14 protein-coding genes are annotated in these 18735 nt (G+C 48.0%); 2 read left to right on the top strand and 12 right to left on the bottom strand.

Features of this window, described 5'->3' with window-relative positions; genetic code table 11:
• Positions 1-102 precede the first annotated feature (102 nt).
• Complete coding sequence (locus KK062_RS02015; protein WP_254082558.1) at positions 103-486, top strand: hypothetical protein; 384 nt, start codon at positions 103-105, stop codon at positions 484-486.
• Position 487: 1 nt separating this feature from the next.
• On the opposite strand, the gene KK062_RS02010 is transcribed toward KK062_RS02015, so the two are convergent.
• The 5 genes from KK062_RS02010 to KK062_RS01990 all read right to left on the bottom strand — a co-directional run bounded on the left by KK062_RS02010 (position 488) and on the right by KK062_RS01990 (position 6931).
• Positions 488-781 (bottom strand): hypothetical protein, encoded by a 294-nt coding sequence (locus tag KK062_RS02010; protein ID WP_254082557.1) that lies wholly within the window; start codon positions 779-781, stop codon positions 488-490.
• 233 nt (positions 782-1014) lie between these two features.
• Entirely contained in the window at positions 1015-2817 is a 1803-nt protein-coding gene (locus KK062_RS02005; protein ID WP_254082556.1) for an acyl-CoA dehydrogenase FadE, read from the bottom strand.
• Positions 2818-2841: 24 nt separating this feature from the next.
• Positions 2842-4017, bottom strand: coding sequence for an acetyl-CoA C-acyltransferase (locus KK062_RS02000; RefSeq protein WP_254082555.1), 1176 nt, complete (start codon positions 4015-4017; stop codon positions 2842-2844).
• Between the two features lie 12 nt (positions 4018-4029).
• Entirely contained in the window at positions 4030-6429 is a 2400-nt protein-coding gene (locus tag KK062_RS01995) for a 3-hydroxyacyl-CoA dehydrogenase/enoyl-CoA hydratase family protein (protein ID WP_254082554.1), read from the bottom strand.
• Between the two features lie 52 nt (positions 6430-6481).
• On the bottom strand, positions 6482-6931 hold the full coding sequence (locus KK062_RS01990; RefSeq protein WP_254082553.1) for a MarR family winged helix-turn-helix transcriptional regulator: 450 nt from the start codon (positions 6929-6931) through the stop codon (positions 6482-6484).
• Between the two features lie 142 nt (positions 6932-7073).
• On the opposite strand from KK062_RS01990, the gene KK062_RS01985 reads away from it, so the two are divergent.
• The gene (locus KK062_RS01985) at positions 7074-7583 is read left to right on the top strand and encodes an MOSC domain-containing protein (protein ID WP_254082552.1); all 510 of its coding nucleotides are present in this window, start codon (positions 7074-7076) and stop codon (positions 7581-7583) included.
• 1 nt (position 7584) lies between these two features.
• Here the strand turns inward: KK062_RS01985 and KK062_RS01980 are convergent, their stop codons facing one another.
• From KK062_RS01980 to KK062_RS01950, 7 genes are all read right to left on the bottom strand, one after another.
• On the bottom strand, positions 7585-9384 hold the full coding sequence (locus tag KK062_RS01980) for a tetratricopeptide repeat protein (RefSeq protein ID WP_254082551.1): 1800 nt from the start codon (positions 9382-9384) through the stop codon (positions 7585-7587).
• 359 nt (positions 9385-9743) lie between these two features.
• On the bottom strand, positions 9744-11441 hold the full coding sequence (locus tag KK062_RS01975) for an Ig-like domain-containing protein (RefSeq protein WP_262899119.1): 1698 nt from the start codon (positions 11439-11441) through the stop codon (positions 9744-9746).
• Positions 11438-12322, bottom strand: a complete 885-nt coding sequence (locus tag KK062_RS01970) for a class I SAM-dependent methyltransferase (protein ID WP_254082549.1) — start codon at positions 12320-12322, stop codon at positions 11438-11440. Before KK062_RS01970 ends, KK062_RS01975 begins: the two co-directional genes overlap by 4 nt.
• Positions 12319-14181: a tRNA uridine-5-carboxymethylaminomethyl(34) synthesis enzyme MnmG gene (gene mnmG / locus KK062_RS01965; protein ID WP_254082548.1), complete on the bottom strand. Its 1863-nt coding sequence runs from the start codon at positions 14179-14181 to the stop codon at positions 12319-12321. The genes KK062_RS01970 and mnmG overlap by 4 nt, the downstream gene beginning before the upstream one ends.
• A 247-nt stretch (positions 14182-14428) precedes the next feature.
• Positions 14429-14854: an rRNA maturation RNase YbeY gene (ybeY, locus tag KK062_RS01960; RefSeq protein WP_254082547.1), complete on the bottom strand. Its 426-nt coding sequence runs from the start codon at positions 14852-14854 to the stop codon at positions 14429-14431.
• Positions 14854-15258, bottom strand: a complete 405-nt coding sequence (locus KK062_RS01955) for an ATP-binding protein (protein WP_254082546.1) — start codon at positions 15256-15258, stop codon at positions 14854-14856. The genes ybeY and KK062_RS01955 overlap by 1 nt, the downstream gene beginning before the upstream one ends.
• A gap of 17 nt (positions 15259-15275) precedes the next feature.
• Entirely contained in the window at positions 15276-18704 is a 3429-nt protein-coding gene (locus KK062_RS01950) for a DUF4175 family protein (protein WP_254082545.1), read from the bottom strand.
• Between the last annotated feature and the right edge of the window lie 31 nt (positions 18705-18735).

The raw sequence follows: 18735 nt of genomic DNA, 5'->3' as shown, positions 1-18735 counted from the left end.
TAATGAATTGAAAAAGGTTGCGTTTCCCGCAGCCTTTTTCTTTTTTATGTTGCCAATGATGGCACGGAGGTTGTAACACCATAAGTGTAAAACAATCGAGCCATGAAATATTCTGTGTTGGTTTTTCTGCTGATGGGCTCCATACATGCTATGGCCTATGACTCTGGCATCGCGATTCAAACGGACAAAGGGGCGCGTATTCAGGTGACGATAAACGGTAAACTATATAATAAACAGACCGGCAATTTTGTCCGCGTGCGAAGCTCACCCGGCTTATTTCATTTACAGGTGAAAGTGCTGAACCCGTATGACAAACAATGGTATATCGTACGCAAAGATATTCGTACGGAAAAAGGATTTGAGTTTCAATACAAAGTCATTTTTACAAGCAAGCACAAACCGACTTTAGTAGAGGTGAAACGAAATCCAGTGTATTCGAAATATTTTCTTAATCCGGCACTATACAACAGGCATCCCGTAGCGTAGCTTAACGACGGGCCTTTACCAGAATAACGGCCACCAGCACGATGGCCGCCACCGTAAAGATGTTGTCCGACCAGAACCCAACAAAGGGCACCTGGCAGTGGAAGCCGTGAAAAGGCAGGCTGATGATACTACCCAGCAACTCAAACACACCGCCAATGACGGCGCCGATGATTCCAAAAATGAAACCGATTACGCCACCCACCGCGCCCAGTACCAGGCCAACGATGGCAAAGGAAAAGGGAATGGCAAATACTATCAGTACCAAAATCAGGATTGATATTGTTATCGCTTTCATATCCAATCAGGTTTGACTTGGCTACATCAAAGATCGTGCACCTTGCATCCGTTCTTAAAAAGTATCGAAATTTCGCCAAAAACCGGGTTTTCCTTTTTTCACATTTGCTCCAGTGATCGAAATACGAACAGTGCTCTTTACAAATATGAACACCTCCCCGATGCCCGGACGGGCAATAAAAAAAGGCCAGATCGCTCCGGCCCTTTTCAGTTTAGGTTAAAGGAATGAGAATCTTAGAAAGGATATTCTCCTTTTTGAATAACATAGTCCGCGACTTTTCTGCGCGCATCTTTCAGGTTATAAGCGTCTATTTTTGTGAACCGCTTCAGACCCATGAGTAACAGACGTTGCTCATCACCTTCGGCGAACGCGGAGATTGCTTCGCGACCCGCGGCAGCGGCTTTGCCAACCGCGTGATGCAAATAAATCAAAGCCATTTCCGTTTGAAGCTCCGCTGCTTTTTCACCTTTCTGGCCAATGATCTTTTCTACCCGGAGCAATGTTGACTCTGCTACATAAATTTCAATCATCATATCCGCCAGGCTTATCAAAATCTCTTGCTGCTCCGACAGCTTCATCATGAATTTTTGCACGGCAGAGCCAGCAACCATCAATCCCGCTTTTTTCAGATTGGCCAATACCTTCTTCTCTTTCACAAAAACTCCTTCTTCCTCGGCCGCGCCAAAATCCGGAATGGCGAGCAGCTCTTTTTGTACGCCCATGGCTGGCGTCATCAAATCGATCGAACCCTTCATGGCGCGCTTCAACAGCATGTCCACTGTCAACAGTCGGTTAATCTCATTGGTACCCTCAAAGATCCGATTGATCCGCGCATCGCGATATGCACGGTCCATCGGCCCTTCAGCCGAAAAGCCCATGCCGCCATAGATCTGCACGCCTTCGTCCACCGTAAAGTCGAGAACTTCCGAACCGTGCACTTTCAGAATCGCACATTCAATCGCAAATTCTTCCAGCGCTTTCAGGCGCGCTTTTGACGAGTCGGTTCCCGCGGAAACAAAAGAATGGTAGGCGTCGTCAATATTCTGACCCGCACGATAGTGCGCCGACTCCGAGGCAAAAATGCGTGTTGCCATTTCGGCAATCTTGTGTTTGATCGCGCCGAAAGTAGAAATCGATGTACCGAACTGTTTGCGCTCATTCGCATACTGCGTTGCAATCGATGTTGTATGCTTGCTGCCGCCAAGGGCTGCAATACCGAGTTTAATCCGACCAATATTGAGAATGTTTACGGCGATCTTGAAACCGTTCTCGCGCTCGCTCAACATATTTTCGACCGGCACCTTGCAGTCGTTGAAAAAGATCTGACGGGTAGACGATCCTTTGATCCCCATCTTCTTTTCTTCTTCGTTCATGGTAATGCCACCAAACGATTTTTCTACGATGAATGCCGTCAGGTTTTTGTCGTTGTCGATTTTAGCAAACACAACAAATATATCGGCAAAGCCACCGTTGGTGATCCACATCTTCTGACCATTGATGACGTAGTGCTTACCGTCACCGCTCAGGACCGCTTTCGTTTTACCGCTGTTGGCATCCGAACCAGAGTCGGGTTCTGTCAAACAGTAAGCAGCCTTCCACTCGCCGGTCGCCAGCTTGGGAATATATTTTTTCTTTTGCTCTTCGTTGCCGTAGTAGAGAATGGGCAAAGTACCGATACCGGTATGCGCCGAAAGCGCTACCGCTACCGAGTGGCCCGCGCCGATGACTTCCGCCACCAACATCGTGGTGTTGAAGTCCATGCCAAAACCCCCCAGCTCTTGCGGCACCGATGTACCCAGCAAGCCCAGCTCACCGGCTTTGTCCAGGATGGAAGGCATGAGGTTCGGATCTTTCTGGGAATCAATTTCGTCCAGGCGCGGCCATACTTCCTTCGCCAGGAAGTCGCGGCACTGCTGCATGATCATGCGCTGCTCCTCATTGAATTCTTCCGGAATGAAAATGTCGGCAGCTACCGTGTCGCGGATCAAAAATTCACCGCCCTTAATGGCTTGTTTCGTTGCTGATGCTGTGCTCATAACCCGATCCTATTTTTAATTTTCTTAATTCAACAATTCATAAATGCCGGCAACTCCCTGGCCACCACCCACACAGGCAGTCACCATACCGTATTTCTTATTTTGACGACGCATCTCGTTAAAAAGCTGAACCGACAGGCGCGCGCCCGATGACCCCAGCGGGTGACCGACGGCAATGGCGCCGCCGTTTACGTTTAGCTTGCTCCGGTCGATGCCCAGTTCTTTTACAACCGCCAGCGACTGTGCCGCAAAGGCTTCGTTGAGCTCGAACAGACCGATATCGTCCAGTTTCAATCCGGCAATTTTTAATGCTTTGGGTATCGCTGCCACCGGGCCAATGCCCATGATGCGCGGGTCTACACCGGCCGCCGCATAGCTCACCATACGGGCGATGGGTTTCAGGTTCAGCTGATTTACCATGCGCTCCGACATCACCACCACAAAGGCGGCGCCGTCAGACGTCTGCGAAGAGTTACCGGCCGTAACCGTACCGCCTGCAGCAAATACCGGCTTCAGCTTTGCGAGGCCCTCCACGGTGGTATCGACGCGAATCCCCTCGTCTTTATCGACAATAAACTCACGCGTTTTTTTCTTCATGTTCTCGTCGACGTATGTCTCTTTTACCGTAATGGGTACGACTTCATCTTTAAATTTTCCAGCCTTCCACGCGGCGGCAGCTTTCATATGTGATTCGTACGAGAACAGATCTTGCTCTTCACGGGAGATTTTGAATTGCTTCGAAACCTCTTCGGCCGTAAGGCCCATGCTGGTATAATAAGTCGGATGGTCTTTCGCGATAGTATAATTCAAGGCGGTTTTAACACCCATCACCGGCACCAACGACATAGACTCTGTGCCGCCGGCAATAATGACATCCGCCTGACCCGCCTGAATGCGTTGACTCGCGATCGCGATCGTTTCGACACCCGAGCCGCAGTAGCGATTCACCACCATACCCGGAATGTCAATCCCGAGAGCGAGCAGTGAAATCATGCGACCCATCTGCATGCCTTGCTCCGCTTCGGGCACAGCGTTGCCGACGATGAGGTCGTCGACCATTTTATTTTCAAGACCTGGTACAGATTTCACCAGGTGCTTAATGACTTCTGCGGCGAGGTCGTCGGGACGCGTAAAACGGAAACCTCCCTTTTTAGCTTTGCCGACACCCGTTCTAAAACCTGCTACGATATATGCGTTCATAGTTTTTTCTTTTTAGTTTCTCAGCGGCTTGCCGCCGGTTAAGATCGATTGAATTCTTTCGAGCGTTTTCTTTTCACCTGTCAGTGAAACAAATGCCTCGCGCTCGAGGTCAAGCAGATATTGCTCGCTTACCTCTTGTGCATACGATAAGTCGCCGCCGCACATAACGTTGGCAATCCATCCGGCTATTTTTTTGTCGTGGTCGCTGATGTAGTTGCCCATACGCATACCTTCGATGCCCGCCATAAAAAGGGCCATACCGGTACGTCCCTGTACTTTAATATTTTTCGCCGGCACCGGCATGGTGTAGCCAGCATCCGCCAGCTCGATTACGGCTGCCTTCGCGTCCAATAGCTGGCGATCTTTGTTCACCGAAATGCGATCTTTTTGTCGCAGGATGCCCATCTCGCGCGCCTCTTCTGCCGATAAGGCAACTTTTGCCGTGGCAATGTTCATGAATGCATTTTGCAAAGCATTCAACTCCACATCGCCTTCTTCCAACGCGTCGCTAACACGCTTGGCAAGCTCTTTGGTTCCGCCGCCACCCGGGATGAGGCCTACGCCCACTTCCACCAGACCGATATATGTTTCGGCCGCCGCTTGTGCGAGGTCGGAATGCAAAGTCATTTCGCAACCACCACCCAGGGTCCGTCCTTGCGGCGCGACCACCACCGGTATTGACGAGTAGCGAAGACGCATCACAGAGTTTTGGAATTGGCGCACCATAAAGTCGATCTCGTCGTACTCTTGCTCAATGGCAAACATAAAGACCAGACCGAGATTCGCGCCGAGCGAAAAATCGGCACCCTGGTGACCCACCACCAGGCCACGATAATCCTTTTCCGCCAGGTCAATCGCTTTGTTAAGACCTTCGATCACCGAGCTGCCCAGTGTATAACTTTTGCTGTGCCAGGAGAAGTTGATCACACCGTCGCCCAGGTCGGTCACCTTCGACTCCGCGTTTTTCCAAACTACTTTGTCGCTGAGGTTTTCGAGAATGATAAATTCTTCTTTGCCAGGAATATTTTTATACGACTTTGACGGAATATCGTAATACTGACGCTTGCCGTTTTCTATGCGGTAGAAAGATTTGTGTCCGGCGGCCAGCATCTCGTTTACCCACGCAGCCGGTTTATAGCCGATGGCCTCCATCGCCGGCAGACTTTTTTCAATGCCGACAGCATCCCATGTTTCGAACGGTCCCAGCTCCCAGCCGAAGCCGGCGCAGATGGCATCGTCAATTTTATAAAGCTCATCCGATATTTCCGGAATGCGATTGCTGGCATAGGTGAACAACCCAAAGAACGCATCGCGATAAAAATCGCCAGCCTTGTCTTTTCCGGCCAGCAATACTTTGAAGCGATCTTTCAGATTATCGATCGTCTTCGTCGTTTCGAGCGTGGCAAATTTTGCCTTTGCTTTCGGCTTATACTCGAGCGTCTTCAGGTCGAGCGTCAGAATCTCGGTCTCGCCTTTTGCGTTTTTCGATTTTTTGTAAAAGCCCTGACCGGTCTTATCACCGAGCCATTTATTTTTTTCGAGTTGAGTAACAACCTCGGGCAGTTTAAACATTTCGCGACCTTCGTCGTTGGGCAGCGCTGCGTACAGGTTGTTGGCCACTTTGATGAGTGTATCGAGACCGACGAGGTCCGACGTGCGGAACGTAGCCGACTTCGGGCGACCAATCACCGGACCGGTAAGTTTGTCAACTTCGTCAACGTTCAGGTCGAACTTGCGCATCGAGTCGATCACTTTCAGCAGACCCCACACGCCGACACGGTTGCCGATAAAGGCCGGAGTATCTTTACAAAGTACGGTGGTCTTTCCAAGGTAAAGGTCACCGTAATGCATCAGGAATTTTACAACGTCGGCGTCGGTATCTTTTGTCGGAATAATTTCAAACAGCTTGAGGTAGCGCGGCGGATTAAAGAAGTGGGTACCCGCAAAGTTTTTCTTGAAGTCGTCGCTTCTTCCTTCCGCCATCAGGTGAATGGGAATGCCCGAGGTGTTGGAAGTTACCAGCGTTCCAGGCTTGCGAAATTTTTCCACCTGCTCGTAGACCTTCTTTTTTATATCGAGATTTTCAACGACAACTTCGATGATCCAGTCCATGTCTTTGATCCTGGCCATGTCGTCGTCAAAGTTGCCGAGCGCAATGCGCGAGATAAATTTTTTGCTATAGATCGGGCCCGGGCTCGATTTGATCGAGCGGTCGAACGAACCTTGTACAACCCTGTTTTTAACGGCCTTGCTATCAGTCGTCAAACCTTTGGCCTTCTCCTCGTCGGTAAGTTCCTTCGGGGCAATGTCGAGCAGCAATACCTGGCACCCGATGTTGGCGAAATGGCAGGCAATCGCCGAACCCATTACACCCGAACCGAGGACAGCAACTTTGCGAATAGAACGTTTCATCAGTTATTATTTTTTGATCACGCGTGGAACGCTTTTGCGTTCAGGCACGAAGTTAATTTTCTACCTTTTCGTAAATATTATTTCGGTCGATAATTTGGTTAATGCTCTGCAAAACCTCGAAGAACACTTCCAGCTTTTCCATTGGAATTTCTTCGCGCACAGCCTGGTTAAATTGCAACACCGTGCGACGGGACACCTCGCGTTTTGTTTTGCCAAGCGGCGTCAGAAAAATTCTGACCGAGCGTTTATCAACAGGATCGGGTTCGCGGTAGATGAGCTTTTTCTCCTCCATGGCTTTCAACATGCGCGTTAGGCTCCGCGACTCCAGCCCCATGAGCGGAGCAATTTTAGTAGCCGGCGTGCCGTTTTCGGCATGAATGTTTAGCAAGACAAAACCAATCGAAGTGGTAATGTCATATTTGCCCGCCTGCTGATTGTACATGCGGGCGATGGCGTGCCAGGCCGTTTTTATGTGGTGATCTACCGTTTCTTCTTTCCGCATACGATTACACCTAGGTGGTAGCGAAGGTAGAAAAATCTTGTTATGCATGCAGAGTATTTTCGGATTTTTTTCCGACGGCTCGCGATAACTGCAAACCATGAAAATTTTTAACAATACCACCCTTTAGTCCGTTTTAGGGGATATGGCAGTAGAGGCATTTAAGCAGCTTTTTGGAAATTTTGCCCAACCAGGCACCGTCGAATTTATCAGCGTCCGCCCAAAACGTCTGGAAGACGTCAGGACGCTCGATGCGGTCCAGGCCGTACCCGATGGTGGATTGGAGGGCGATCGTTACAGGAGCCCCGGCGGAAGCCGCCAGGTGACCCTCATCCAGGCAGAGCACCTGCAAGCCATGGGTTCTTATCTTGGCAAAGAGTCGGCCGACCCGAGACTTACCCGTCGCAACATTGTCGTCAAGGGCATTAACCTGCTGGCGTTAAAAGGTCAGCAGTTCCAGATTGGTGAGGCCGTATTAGAATATTCCGGGGAATGCCACCCTTGCTCCCGCATGGAGGAAAATTTTGGCCTGGGTGGTTATAACGCCATGCGCGGACACGGCGGCATTACGGCAAAAGTTATCCACGGTGGATTGATCCGGGTAGGCGACGCCGTGTTCGTGGTGTCAAAAAAAGACACGGATACACGGAAATAAACTACAGTTGCGGCGGCTCGGTAAAGTCACCACGCAGTGCGCGGTACCGCTTGCGCGCTTCAGCCGCGTAGACGCTTCCGGGATACTTGTTGAGGAAATCGCGGTAGATCTCCATTGCTTTTTCTTTATTTTTTAGTTGGCGCTCGTAAATATCGCCTTCCAAAAAATATGCGTCGTCGGCAAGAATGTCGTCGCCGAATTCCTGTTGAATTTTTTGAAGCAGTGCCAAGGCCGGTTCAAACTCACCCCGCTGCATGCGGATATTGGCTTCCAGCCAATAGACGTCGTCCAATATACCTTGGTTTGAGAACGCGGCTCCGGAGACAGAGACCCCTTGTTTCAATTTACCGAGTCGGGTTAACGCATCATCCGTTTTATTTTGATACAGCAGCAACTCGATCGATGCGTATTCTTTCAGCGCTTCACCCACCGAGTCAAAAGCAATGTTTTCTTTTATCCGCATGCTTAAGTCCAACGCGTCGTTCGCAATCTCACGCGTCGTAGCTTCTTTCAAAATATCGAGGTGCTCCTGGGCGAGCTTAAAATTTCCTTTGTAGTACGAGAGCTTTGCATTTTTCAGCTTCGCCTCGTAGCCAACGGGATTTTCTTTCTGCGTCTTTTCAACCTGCGAATACAATAAGCTCGACTCCCAGGGTTCACCCTTTAGCAAATAGATGTCACCAAGATCGAGTTTCGCTTTCGACTTGAGATAGAGCGAAGTTCTGGGGTTGTTGATTAATGTTGTCAACACATGAACCGCCGAATCCTTTTGATCGAGATAGTTTGCAAAGAGTAGCGCCTGACTGCGCGTAGCTTCTAACGCATTGGCATTGTCGGAATATTGCTTTATAAATTTTTTGTAATCTGTGATCAGCGTACGAACAGAGTCGACGCTCACGGGGTAGATCTTTTTCAATTTTGCTTCGCGCGTACGAATGAGTCCCAACGTCGCGACGAGGTAGTTCGATGTTCGCGGATATTCACGCGCCACGTAGCGATAGATCTTCGCGGCGTTTTCAAAATCCTCGTTGTCCACAGCGACCCGTGCAACCTCAATGCATTTTTCTCCGTCGCGTTTATATCGCTTGTCGTAGGCGCGCGCCTGAACGAAGGCTGCGTAAAAATTTTTTTGCTGGATCGTCACCCAAATGAGAAGATCGGAATAGACTTCGACATCTGGAAATTTCTGAACGCGATCGTACAAGAGATTCTCAAGGCTCACCAACTCGTCGGGTTCGGTTAGCAACGCTTGCATAATATTTTTTACATACTGGATGTTAGCAGAATTTTGAGTGACGTAGTTTAGGTACTCGGTCACCATTTTATCGCGGTTGCCTTTTAGACGGTAGAGCATGGCCAGGTCCAGACTAAAGAGACTGGGGTTGCCCAACGCGTCGCGGCTTTCGGTCAGGGTTACGATACCGTAGTCGGCGAGTGAGCGCGACGAAAAATATTCCGCCATCATTTTAGCGCGCGGCACTACGGCTTTGTTTTCGTTGATCAGCTCACGAAAATATCGATCGGCTTTGTTCAAGTCACCGGACTTCACATAGATCAAGCCGATGTCCAATTTGTACTGTAAATTTTCCGGATCCCTTTTTGAGAGTCTTTTCAGATATCCACCCGCCTCATCGTACGCCCCCAGGTCCAGCAGCACGGTTAAATAATTGTTATAAACAAACGGCGTGTTGAAATCTTGTTTGGCCAGGTCCCGGTAAAGCTCGGCCGCCTTTTTTTTATCGCCTTTGAGAAGGTACTCGTTGGCTAACTGAATTTCAGATTGGTTCTGTCCGATAGACAAAAGGCTTGAGAGCAAGAAGGCAGTTGTCCAGATCAGTCTGGGCCTTATTGTATTTATTATATTATATATATTATAGTTATTATTAGTGATGTTCAATTGTGTACAAGTTTTCAGTTTTTGGCCTGTGAATAGGATGTAGATATCTATTGGATATTAAACTTCTCTGATTCAAGTAGTTAATATAGTTATTAACATTCGAATAGTGTGTAGATAAGTGATGTGTGTATAAACTTCAATGTGGATGGGTGTGGGTATCTTTCATGTTGTCCACGGAGAACGTCGGCCGTGTGCCGTTTGTTGGCTTTTAGCGGTTTTTCTCGTTGGAGTGTCGAAGTTATCCACAAGATGTCCGTGTGTTATCAATAGGTTATCAACAAGGGTCCGATCTCCCAATTGGCCTTCAGGTTGATTACGGGGTTGTCTTTTTCATTTAAATAATAGATGGTGGGCTCGGGTTCGGTCTCCCGAAAGAAGTTTCCGGGCGACCATTCGCCGTTGCCATCGTGGTCAATCACCAGCCTGATCTGATATTCTGCGGGGATAATATCTTCAAAGACGGCGTTCTTATTGTCGCGTATCATTCGAACCACATTGTTCGACCTGTCGAGTAACTGGACAAAGAAATGTTCCTCTCTTGTTTGGATCTTAATGCTAATAATACCGGTTTCTTCCAGTGTGATCGGCCGCAATGTTTCTTCCGATGCTTTTGAGCTGTCGTTCTCGATGCTGATGAAGGTAGCTGTTCCCAGATAGAATCTGTTTTTGATTACCTTCTTTGGTTGCTGTTTAGCATCACCTTTTTCCGTTGGAGTGGGTTTGGCCTTTGGCTTTTCGGTGGGCTCCGGTTCGATCAGTAGTTTAGGATCGAAGTTCTTGTGAATGGTTATTCTGTTTCGAAGGGAGTCCCATTGAATGTCGTCTTTTGAAAAGGTGACGATTTTAGTGGAATCGATCTGATAGAGGATGCTGTCGTAGTTAATCTCGAACAGCGGTTTGTTAAATTGTATTTTGCCTGTGATGAGCCCCTTGCGCGCAAATACTTTAAAGCCATCACTTTTGGAAGTGAACGCTTCCGGTTTCACTTCACGGTCCGTGAATTTTGCGAAGAGTACTGTGTCGATGCGGTTGTAAATACTATCTCGCGCCTGGATCCTGATGCCGGTGCTATCAGCTTTGTTGAAAGTATTGTAGATACGAATGTTTGATTGATCTTCTCCAAAAGATGAGAATAACCATGGAGTAGCTTCAGAGGAGAGTTTATAAGCGGCTAGGCTTTTGGAGAGCTTGATGTTGTAGTAGGTGTTGTACGGTCTCGAGTTTGTAAGCTTGAGCGGTCGGGTGTCGAGCTTAATAATCGGAATGTCTATTTGGTTTTGGTTGCGTCGTAGCTCGATTGGATCTGCGACAAATCCGTACTGTTCGGTTTTACTGTCGGCGATTAAGTTTCTGTTTCTATCGTCTATAGCATAGACGTGATATGTTCCCGGCTTCAGGTTCTCCATGACATAGAGCCCGGTCTCGTCAGTTTTAGTGATGTAGACGGGAGCGTGTTTGAAAATGTTGAAGGTGTCACTTTGGTATAAAGCTACGGTCGCTTCTTTTACAGGTACAGGCCGTAGTGGGTCGTAGATCAATCCCTGGATAATGAGTGAATCCACGTATGTCCCTGTACTAATGGCAAGCTTTATATTCTTGGCGGGATTCTTTTCGGTGATGTCTTGAACGGCGTCGCGGAAGTTGAAGGTGTATGTGGTGCTATCTTTCAGATCGGTATCGAGCACAATCTTTACCTGATTCTTCTTGACGGTGATGTTATATTTTTTCTGGATGTCCGGGGTAATGATGAGCTGCTCTTTTGGGTTATTCAGCAGAACTGCCTCATTGAACGTCAGCGTAAGCTCCTTGTCTTTGAAATTCGTTTGGTTGATGTATGGCACAGCCTTGACAAGCACCGGCGGGATGGTGTCCTTAGGCCCCCCTGTCGGGGCAGTTTGGCGCGCACACGAAAGAAGAAAGAGAGCGCATACAAGGAATGGTAAAACTGTTCTGACGATCATTTTCTGACAATATAAATTAGACTGGAGTAATCTCCTGATTTTGAGGCTTTTACATTTGATGTAAGGCCGTTTAGGGTTGCTTTTAGCATACCTGTCAGTGACGACCGTTTGTTTTTGTATTTCTCGCTCAGCAGGCTGATGTAAAAGGAGTCCAGCTTCATGGGGATTGTTCCCGTCACCTTCATTCCGTTCTTGGTTATCAGTGTCTTCATTGTTTCACGTGAAAAATGCCAGAGGTGTCGGGGGGTGTCATATCCTGCCCAGTGCTCTTTATAGTGTTGTCCATCCCAGCTGCTGTGATTGGGTACTGCAATAAAGATTGTGCCATTTTCAGCGAGCTTGCTTTTTAACAGGGATAGGGTTTCATCCAGGTCGCTCACATGCTCGAGTACATGCCATAGGGTAATGACAGTGAAATTGTCATCAGTAAAAGATTGAAGAGATTCGTATACCGGTGAACCTGTGAGTTTTTTGGCTTGCTCCCTCGCTGCTTGGGAAGGCTCAACTCCGACTGTCGTCCAGGCTTTGTTTCTACAAGCGGATAAGAACTCGCCCGTACCACAGCCATAGTCAAGAATCTTTCCGGGAGCGGTGTTGCCTTGCTGAACAATTCGAAGCTTCCATTTAAGGGTAAAACTCCGGGCGATCAGGTATACTTTGTCAACCAGGGTTGTGCCTTTGTTGGAGTGAGAAATGTAATCGTCCGAGAGATAGTATTGATGTAGGTCCTGATCGGCTGGCCTGGGTGTGGTGATACCAAGCTTGCAGGTCTGACACTGGTGAAGTTCAAATACTTGTTGGGATACGGTGTTGTCCTTGCTGGAGAGAAAACGCTGCAGATTTTCTCCGCCGCATACTGGACATATCTTGATGTCGATCATTTGCCCATGTATATGGTTAGTACAGAAATGTCAGACGGTGATACGCCGCTGATGCGTGTGGCTTGTCCGAGGGTTTCGGGTTTAATTCGTTTTAGTTTCTCGCGTGCTTCAGAGGAGAGTGCTTTTACCCGATCGTAGTCAAAGTCAGGCTTGATTCTGTATTCTTCCAGCGATCCGATCTTCTCTGCTAGTTTTTGCTCGCGCTCGATGTAGCTCTCATATTTAATATCGATCTCTGCTTCTTCCTGCACTTCGGTGGTATAATTATTCAATAGGTGTTGTAGCGCGGAACTCAGTTGCCTGAGTTCGGGCATGCCTATTTGAGGACGGCGTAACAGGTGGGCCGCCGTAACCTTTTCACGTATAGCAGAGGTTTGGATATTTTCCAGACCGGCATTTATAGTTTCGGGTTCTACTTTAACTGTATTGAGCTCTTTCAGGAGTTGTTGGATTGCATTCTTCTTCTGGGTGAAAGCATCGTATCGTTCCTGGGTAGCGAGGCCGATCTTATGGCCTATTTCTGTCAAACGAAGGTCGGCGTTGTCCTGGCGTAGGAGGATACGATACTCCGCCCGGGAAGTGAACATCCGGTATGGTTCCTGTGTGCCTTTGTTGACCAGATCGTCTATTAATACGCCGATATATGCCTCAGACCTTTTTAGAATCAGCGGCTCTTTTTCGTGTGCGATATGGTGGGCATTGATCCCGGCCATTAGCCCTTGGCATGCCGCCTCTTCATAACCGGTAGTGCCGTTGATCTGGCCGGCGAAGAACAATCCGCCTATCAAATGAGTCTCCAGGCTCATTTTTAACTGTGTCGGTGGAAAGAAGTCGTACTCAATGGCATATCCTGGGCGGAACATCTTTGCTTTCTCAAAACCTGGGATCTTTCGTAGCGCCTGAAATTGTATGTCTTCAGGCAAGGAAGTAGAGAATCCGTTGACATAGATTTCGACTGTATTCCACCCCTCTGGTTCTACAAAGATCTGATGGCGGTCTCTCTCAGCGAATCGATTGATTTTATCTTCTATAGAGGGACAATAGCGCGGTCCCAAACCTTTAATGCGTCCCTGGAACATGGGCGATCTGTCGAACCCTTTTTGAAGCTCCTTGTGCACGTCATCATTGGTGTAGGTGATCCAGCAGCTGACTTGTTTACTCAGGGGTGTTGTGTCTGAATAGGAGAACTTGCCGGGCGTCTCGTCTCCAGGCTGTTCTTCCATCTTGGAGTAGTCCAGGCTTCTACCGTCTATGCGAGGGGGAGTGCCGGTTTTCATTCTACCAGCTTCAAACCCCAGGTTTATGAGTTGTTCAGTCAGACCAGTGGCAGATGTTTCCGCGGCGCGCCCCCCACCGAAGTTCTTTTCGCCTATATGGATCTTTCCATTCAGGAAGGTGCCATTCGTAAGGACCACAGATTTTGATTTGATCTCCAGCCCAAGGGAAGTCTTTACTCCTATTGTTCTGCCGTCCGTTACCAAAACCTCTTTGACCGTCTCCTGCCAGAAGTCCAGGTTGGGGGTTCGTTCGAGGGCTAACCGCCACTCTTCAGAGAACTTCATCCGATCGTTCTGTGTACGCGGACTCCACATAGCCGGTCCCTTCGACCTGTTCAGCATTCTGAATTGAATGGCAGACTTATCAGAGATAATGCCTGACATTCCTCCCAACGCGTCGATCTCTCGCACAATCTGGCCTTTCGCTACACCACCCATTGCCGGATTACACGACATCTGGGCGATGGTATTCATGTTCATCGTCACTAGTAATACCTTCGAACCCATCATGGCTGCGGCATGTGCTGCTTCACAACCAGCATGCCCCGCTCCTACTACTATGACGTCATACTCTGGAAACATATCTATTCTATTGTTTTATTAATCGTTCCACGTGGAACATCAAAAGTTGCCCACAAAATCCATCCACATTTCCACATTCTGTTCCACGTGGAACATTATATCGAAGTATTTCTGGGTTCAATGCCATGTTCCACGTGGAACATGATGTTTATAGGACCTTCAAGTTTCAACCGTCGTTATCTTGGCGTTCCACGTGGAACATCGCCTTTGTCTTATTTTCTGACCGTTCTATGTTTCACGTGGAACATTAGATACGCCGCAAAAATAGATAAGTATCTTCCTTTCCTCTCATCTGGGCCTTTGCTGCCTTACTCTTGTCTCCATAACCAATCAGATGCAAAACGCCGTGAATAATCACCCTGTGTAGTTCTTCGTCGAATGGACGTTCGAACTTTGTGGCATTCTCCTGGATACGCTCTATGCTAATGAAAATATCACCTTCAATAGTTCCCGGCGTTTCGCTGCTGTCGAAGGTGATGATGTCTGTGTAGGTGTGGTGATCCAAGTACTCCATGTTTATCTGTAACAAGTACTCGTCCGTACAAAAGATGAAATTCAGATCGCCCAGGGTCTTTTTTTCGGTCTTTAGGGCAGATTTGATCCAGGAGGATGTCTTGCGGGGATGCGTGAGCTTAAATTCTGTTTCTTCTGAAAAGAAGCGTATAGAGGCCATCAGGAATTCATATAAAAGCTCAGTTCAACGATTCTTCCCTCTTCTTTGAAGTCTACCTCGTCAGAAAGGTGCTTCATCAGGAAAATCCCACGGCCGCCTGGCTTCTCTATATTCTCCGGGGCAGTAGGGTCAGGCAGATTCTGATAATCAAAACCCACTCCTTCATCCTTTACTACGAACCGGATCATGCTCTCATCCAGGGACAGGCTTAAATGCACGTTCTTTGTTTTGTCGCTGGCGTTGCCATGCTTTATGGCATTGTTCACCGCTTCTGTTACGGCAATCATGATATTACCATAAATATCATCGTCGAGGTGAAAGCGCTCTTTGGCATTGTCAATGAAGCTCTCAATCATACGGATGTTCTCTACGATAGACGGGACCTGGATACTAATGGTGTTCATGGTGCTCTATAGCCTTGTTATTGGTTTCCGATTCTTTTAAAGTATTCGTTTACTTCTTTCTTATAGTAAGGGTAAAGCTTCGGTGGAACTGTTTTCAGCAATTCTACCTCTTTTTCCTTGAGACGCAAATATTCTTCAAATGCCTTGGGAATTTCTTTGTCGTATTCTTTTGCCGTCTCCCCTTTTCGCTCTTCCTCCATGTCTTGCTCACGCATAGACTTCTCTGTTTCCAATAAACGGGTCAGGATATCCTGCTGACGCTTAATCATCTGGTCTGTTAGTTGTTTGTTCACCAGCTCCATCTCCGTCTGCTCCATCTTCGCCGGCAGATCACCCCCCGGTGTCTTTCCCCCCTCTTTCATCTTGTCCTGCATTTCTTGCAGGGCTTTCCGGATCCGTTCTTGCTCAGCAGCCATCTCTGCCAGCTCTTCCGACAGCTGACGGCCCGATTTACCACTTCCCTTTAGCTCTTGTATCTTTTGATTCAGCTGCTGCTGCATCTGACTAACACTAGGCTTCTGTCCCTTCTTCTTGGAAGGCTGAGAAGATGGTTTTGCATTGGCCATCATCTGCATCATCATATCGAAGTGAGAATCCAACATCAATGCCAGGTTGTTGATCGACGTCATGCTTTGCTGCATCTCACTAGCCGCTTGCGGACGTTTACGCTCGCGGTTGGCAGAGATAACCTTGTCCAGGTGGTCATTTAGCTCACCAATCTCTTTCGTTACAATTGAACCCATGAATGCATCGCGCTTACCAATGGCCAGCAAGCTGTCTTCCAATACCCGGGCATCATCTTTCAGCTTCATCTGCTGTTGAGCCAGACCATTAAAGCGCGGGTCGCTTTGATTCAGCTCATGAAAATTCTTCATCAGGTTCTCCTGGTCAAATGAAAGCTTTACCAATCCGTGAATGATCTGGCGCAGGGACTCAATGTTCTGCATATCCATTTCCATGCTCATAGAGCTTTGCGCACCTTCCATTTGCTGCTGCATCTGCTTCATCTGCTGAATGGACTTCTGTTGCTTGGGCTTTGACTTGGCGGGTTGGTTCTGCTTCAGCATCTCCTTGCTCTGCTCCTGTTCCTGGTCTACTTTGTCAGCATCCTCTTTAGAGGGAAGCTTATCACCTTTGTCTAACTCGTCTCCCAATTTTTTGAGCTCTTCCATTTTATCAGACGACTTCTGGAATTCTTCCTGAAGCTTCTGTTGCTCTTCCGCTAACTTCTGGTTTTCGCTCTTTTGATCATCAGCGCCCTGTTGATTATCTTTTTGTTGTTCGTCAGGGTTCTTACCCGGTTGATCTTGTTTGCCGTCTTTGCTGTCGCCCTTCTTATCCTTATCGCCTTTGGAATCTTTATTGTCGCCTTTTTTATCGTCTTTGTTTTTCTCCAACGACTCTGTCTTCTCTAAGAGCTCTTCCTGTTTCTCAATCTGCTTTTTGATATCCTCGATCGACTGATCAAGCTTGTAATCAAACTGCAGCTGCTTGAAGAGCTCAAGCGTGCGCTCCAATTCCTTTTCCAGATTGTCTGTTTTCTGGTTGAGCTTGTCCATCAACTTTTGCAGTTGCGTGGCGTCGGAATTTTCTTTCAAAAGTTTCTGCAACTCCTCAAACAGCTTTTTGGTCTCTTCATCCAGCAGTTCCTCCATCAGCTTCTGAATCTGCTGTGCTTTCTCGCGAATGCGTTCATCTTGTTCCGTGAAGGCATCCTTCTTTTGCTCCAACAATTTGTTCTGTTCTTTGAGCTCCTCCAGCATCATGTCCAGACTTTGCTTCTGCTGTACAATGTCCTCCAGCATTTTCTTGTCTTGCCAATCCATGTTCTGCTTCCCTTTCAACTTCTGGTTGGCTTGCTCAATTTGATCCTGAAGTTTCTGAGCCTTTGTGCTGCTCTGTGAGAGCTTCTGTTCTGTCTGATTTTGTGAGCGCACAATTTCGTTGGCCAGATTCTCTTGCGAGGGAAGCATGAACGAATAAGTAGTCGACTTCGTAGACTTCCGTCCATTCACGCCGTCGTTGTCCCACACTTGTAAATAATACTCCAACTGCTCACCCGGATGTAACTTCAGTGAGTCTACCGGCCAGTTGTAAAAGAAGCTCTGCTGTGATTGATTGCGCGTGATCGGTATGTTTATTGTACGCGACAATACCTCCTTCTGATTTTCATTTCGCACGCGGAATGTCAACGCCAGTTGGCTGAGCCCATAATCGTCAGAGATTGTACCGCCCAGCACCACGCGCTGATAGAGCACCGAATCTTTAAAGTTGTTGACAGTAATCTGCGGATACTGATCTTTGATCACATCCACCCGATACGAAATCTTTTCTTTATTCCGGCTCTCGGCGTTGTTCAGGTTGATCTCATACCCATCGGGGTCACGAAACTCCTTTTGATATGTAAATAATTGATTGTCAGATTGTTGTATATTCTGCGGTGTTTTATCAGAAGAAAACACAATGCTTGCCTTCGCGGTGTTCGCTGCTTGCAACTCCCACCGTACGCGCGTGCCTTCGGGTATTTCCAGGCTGCCCGTATTCACGAGCTTTTCATTTTGGCGCTGCAGATAACGTGGGTATTCCAGTGCTACCGAAAATTGTGTGAGCTCCGGTCGGCTGATCAGCGTCACGTGAAACATATCGGAAAAGAATCCGGCAGCTTCTACTTGAAAATCCATCGCCTCCTGTACGCTCTCAAAAGTGTAGGCAAAATTGCCATCACCGCGGTTTTCAAACTTCAGGCGATTTTTACCAAGCAGCAGGTAAGCGTCTTGCGGAACGGCCTGACCTTGCAGTTGCAGGTTTAATGTAAACGGTTCATTGTAATACGCCTGAAGCGCCTTGGCGTCGACCACAAATTGAAACGGGGCCTCCGGCGAATAATGCCGATTGAAATGAACAATCCGGTCGGCGCTGTGGGTAAGAATGCTGTGGTTAAAAATAGCGATGCCCAGAATCACAAATACCGGAATAAATAGATATCGCAGGTATTTTCGGTTCTCGCGTAGATCGATGAAATGATCAAACTGCACGGGTGCCAGGTCTTGAGAGCGTTGGCGAATACTGGCGGCCGCGAGCGCCGAGCTGCTCTCAAGCGTGGAAAGTTGAATGAGGTTAACTAAACGATCTTTTTCGCTCGGCAGATAATTGCCAATAATCCGCGCGCTTTGTTCCTCGTCAAGACCCTTTCGGGTGATCCACCAGCGTAGCGGATCTTTCAGAAACCGGTAAACACAATAACTGGCTACGCCCAGAAAAGTGAAGAAGATCACAAACCGGGCCCACGGTCCCAGCCAGAACATATATTCCACCACGGCGGCCAACAGAAAATACGAAAACAGAATCGCCAGGGAGAGAATTGCTCCGCGGAGAAAAATGTTGAGATAGTACTTCCTTTTGAAGGACTTAATCTTTTCGTGGATCTGTTCAATACCTGTTCCCATCTCGATGCTCGATTATATAAACAAACGCAGT

The organism is Dawidia cretensis, from assembly GCF_018598175.1.
GTDB lineage: Bacteria > Bacteroidota > Bacteroidia > Cytophagales > Cyclobacteriaceae > Ohtaekwangia > Ohtaekwangia cretensis.
This window is presented reverse-complemented; position numbering and strand designations above follow the sequence as displayed.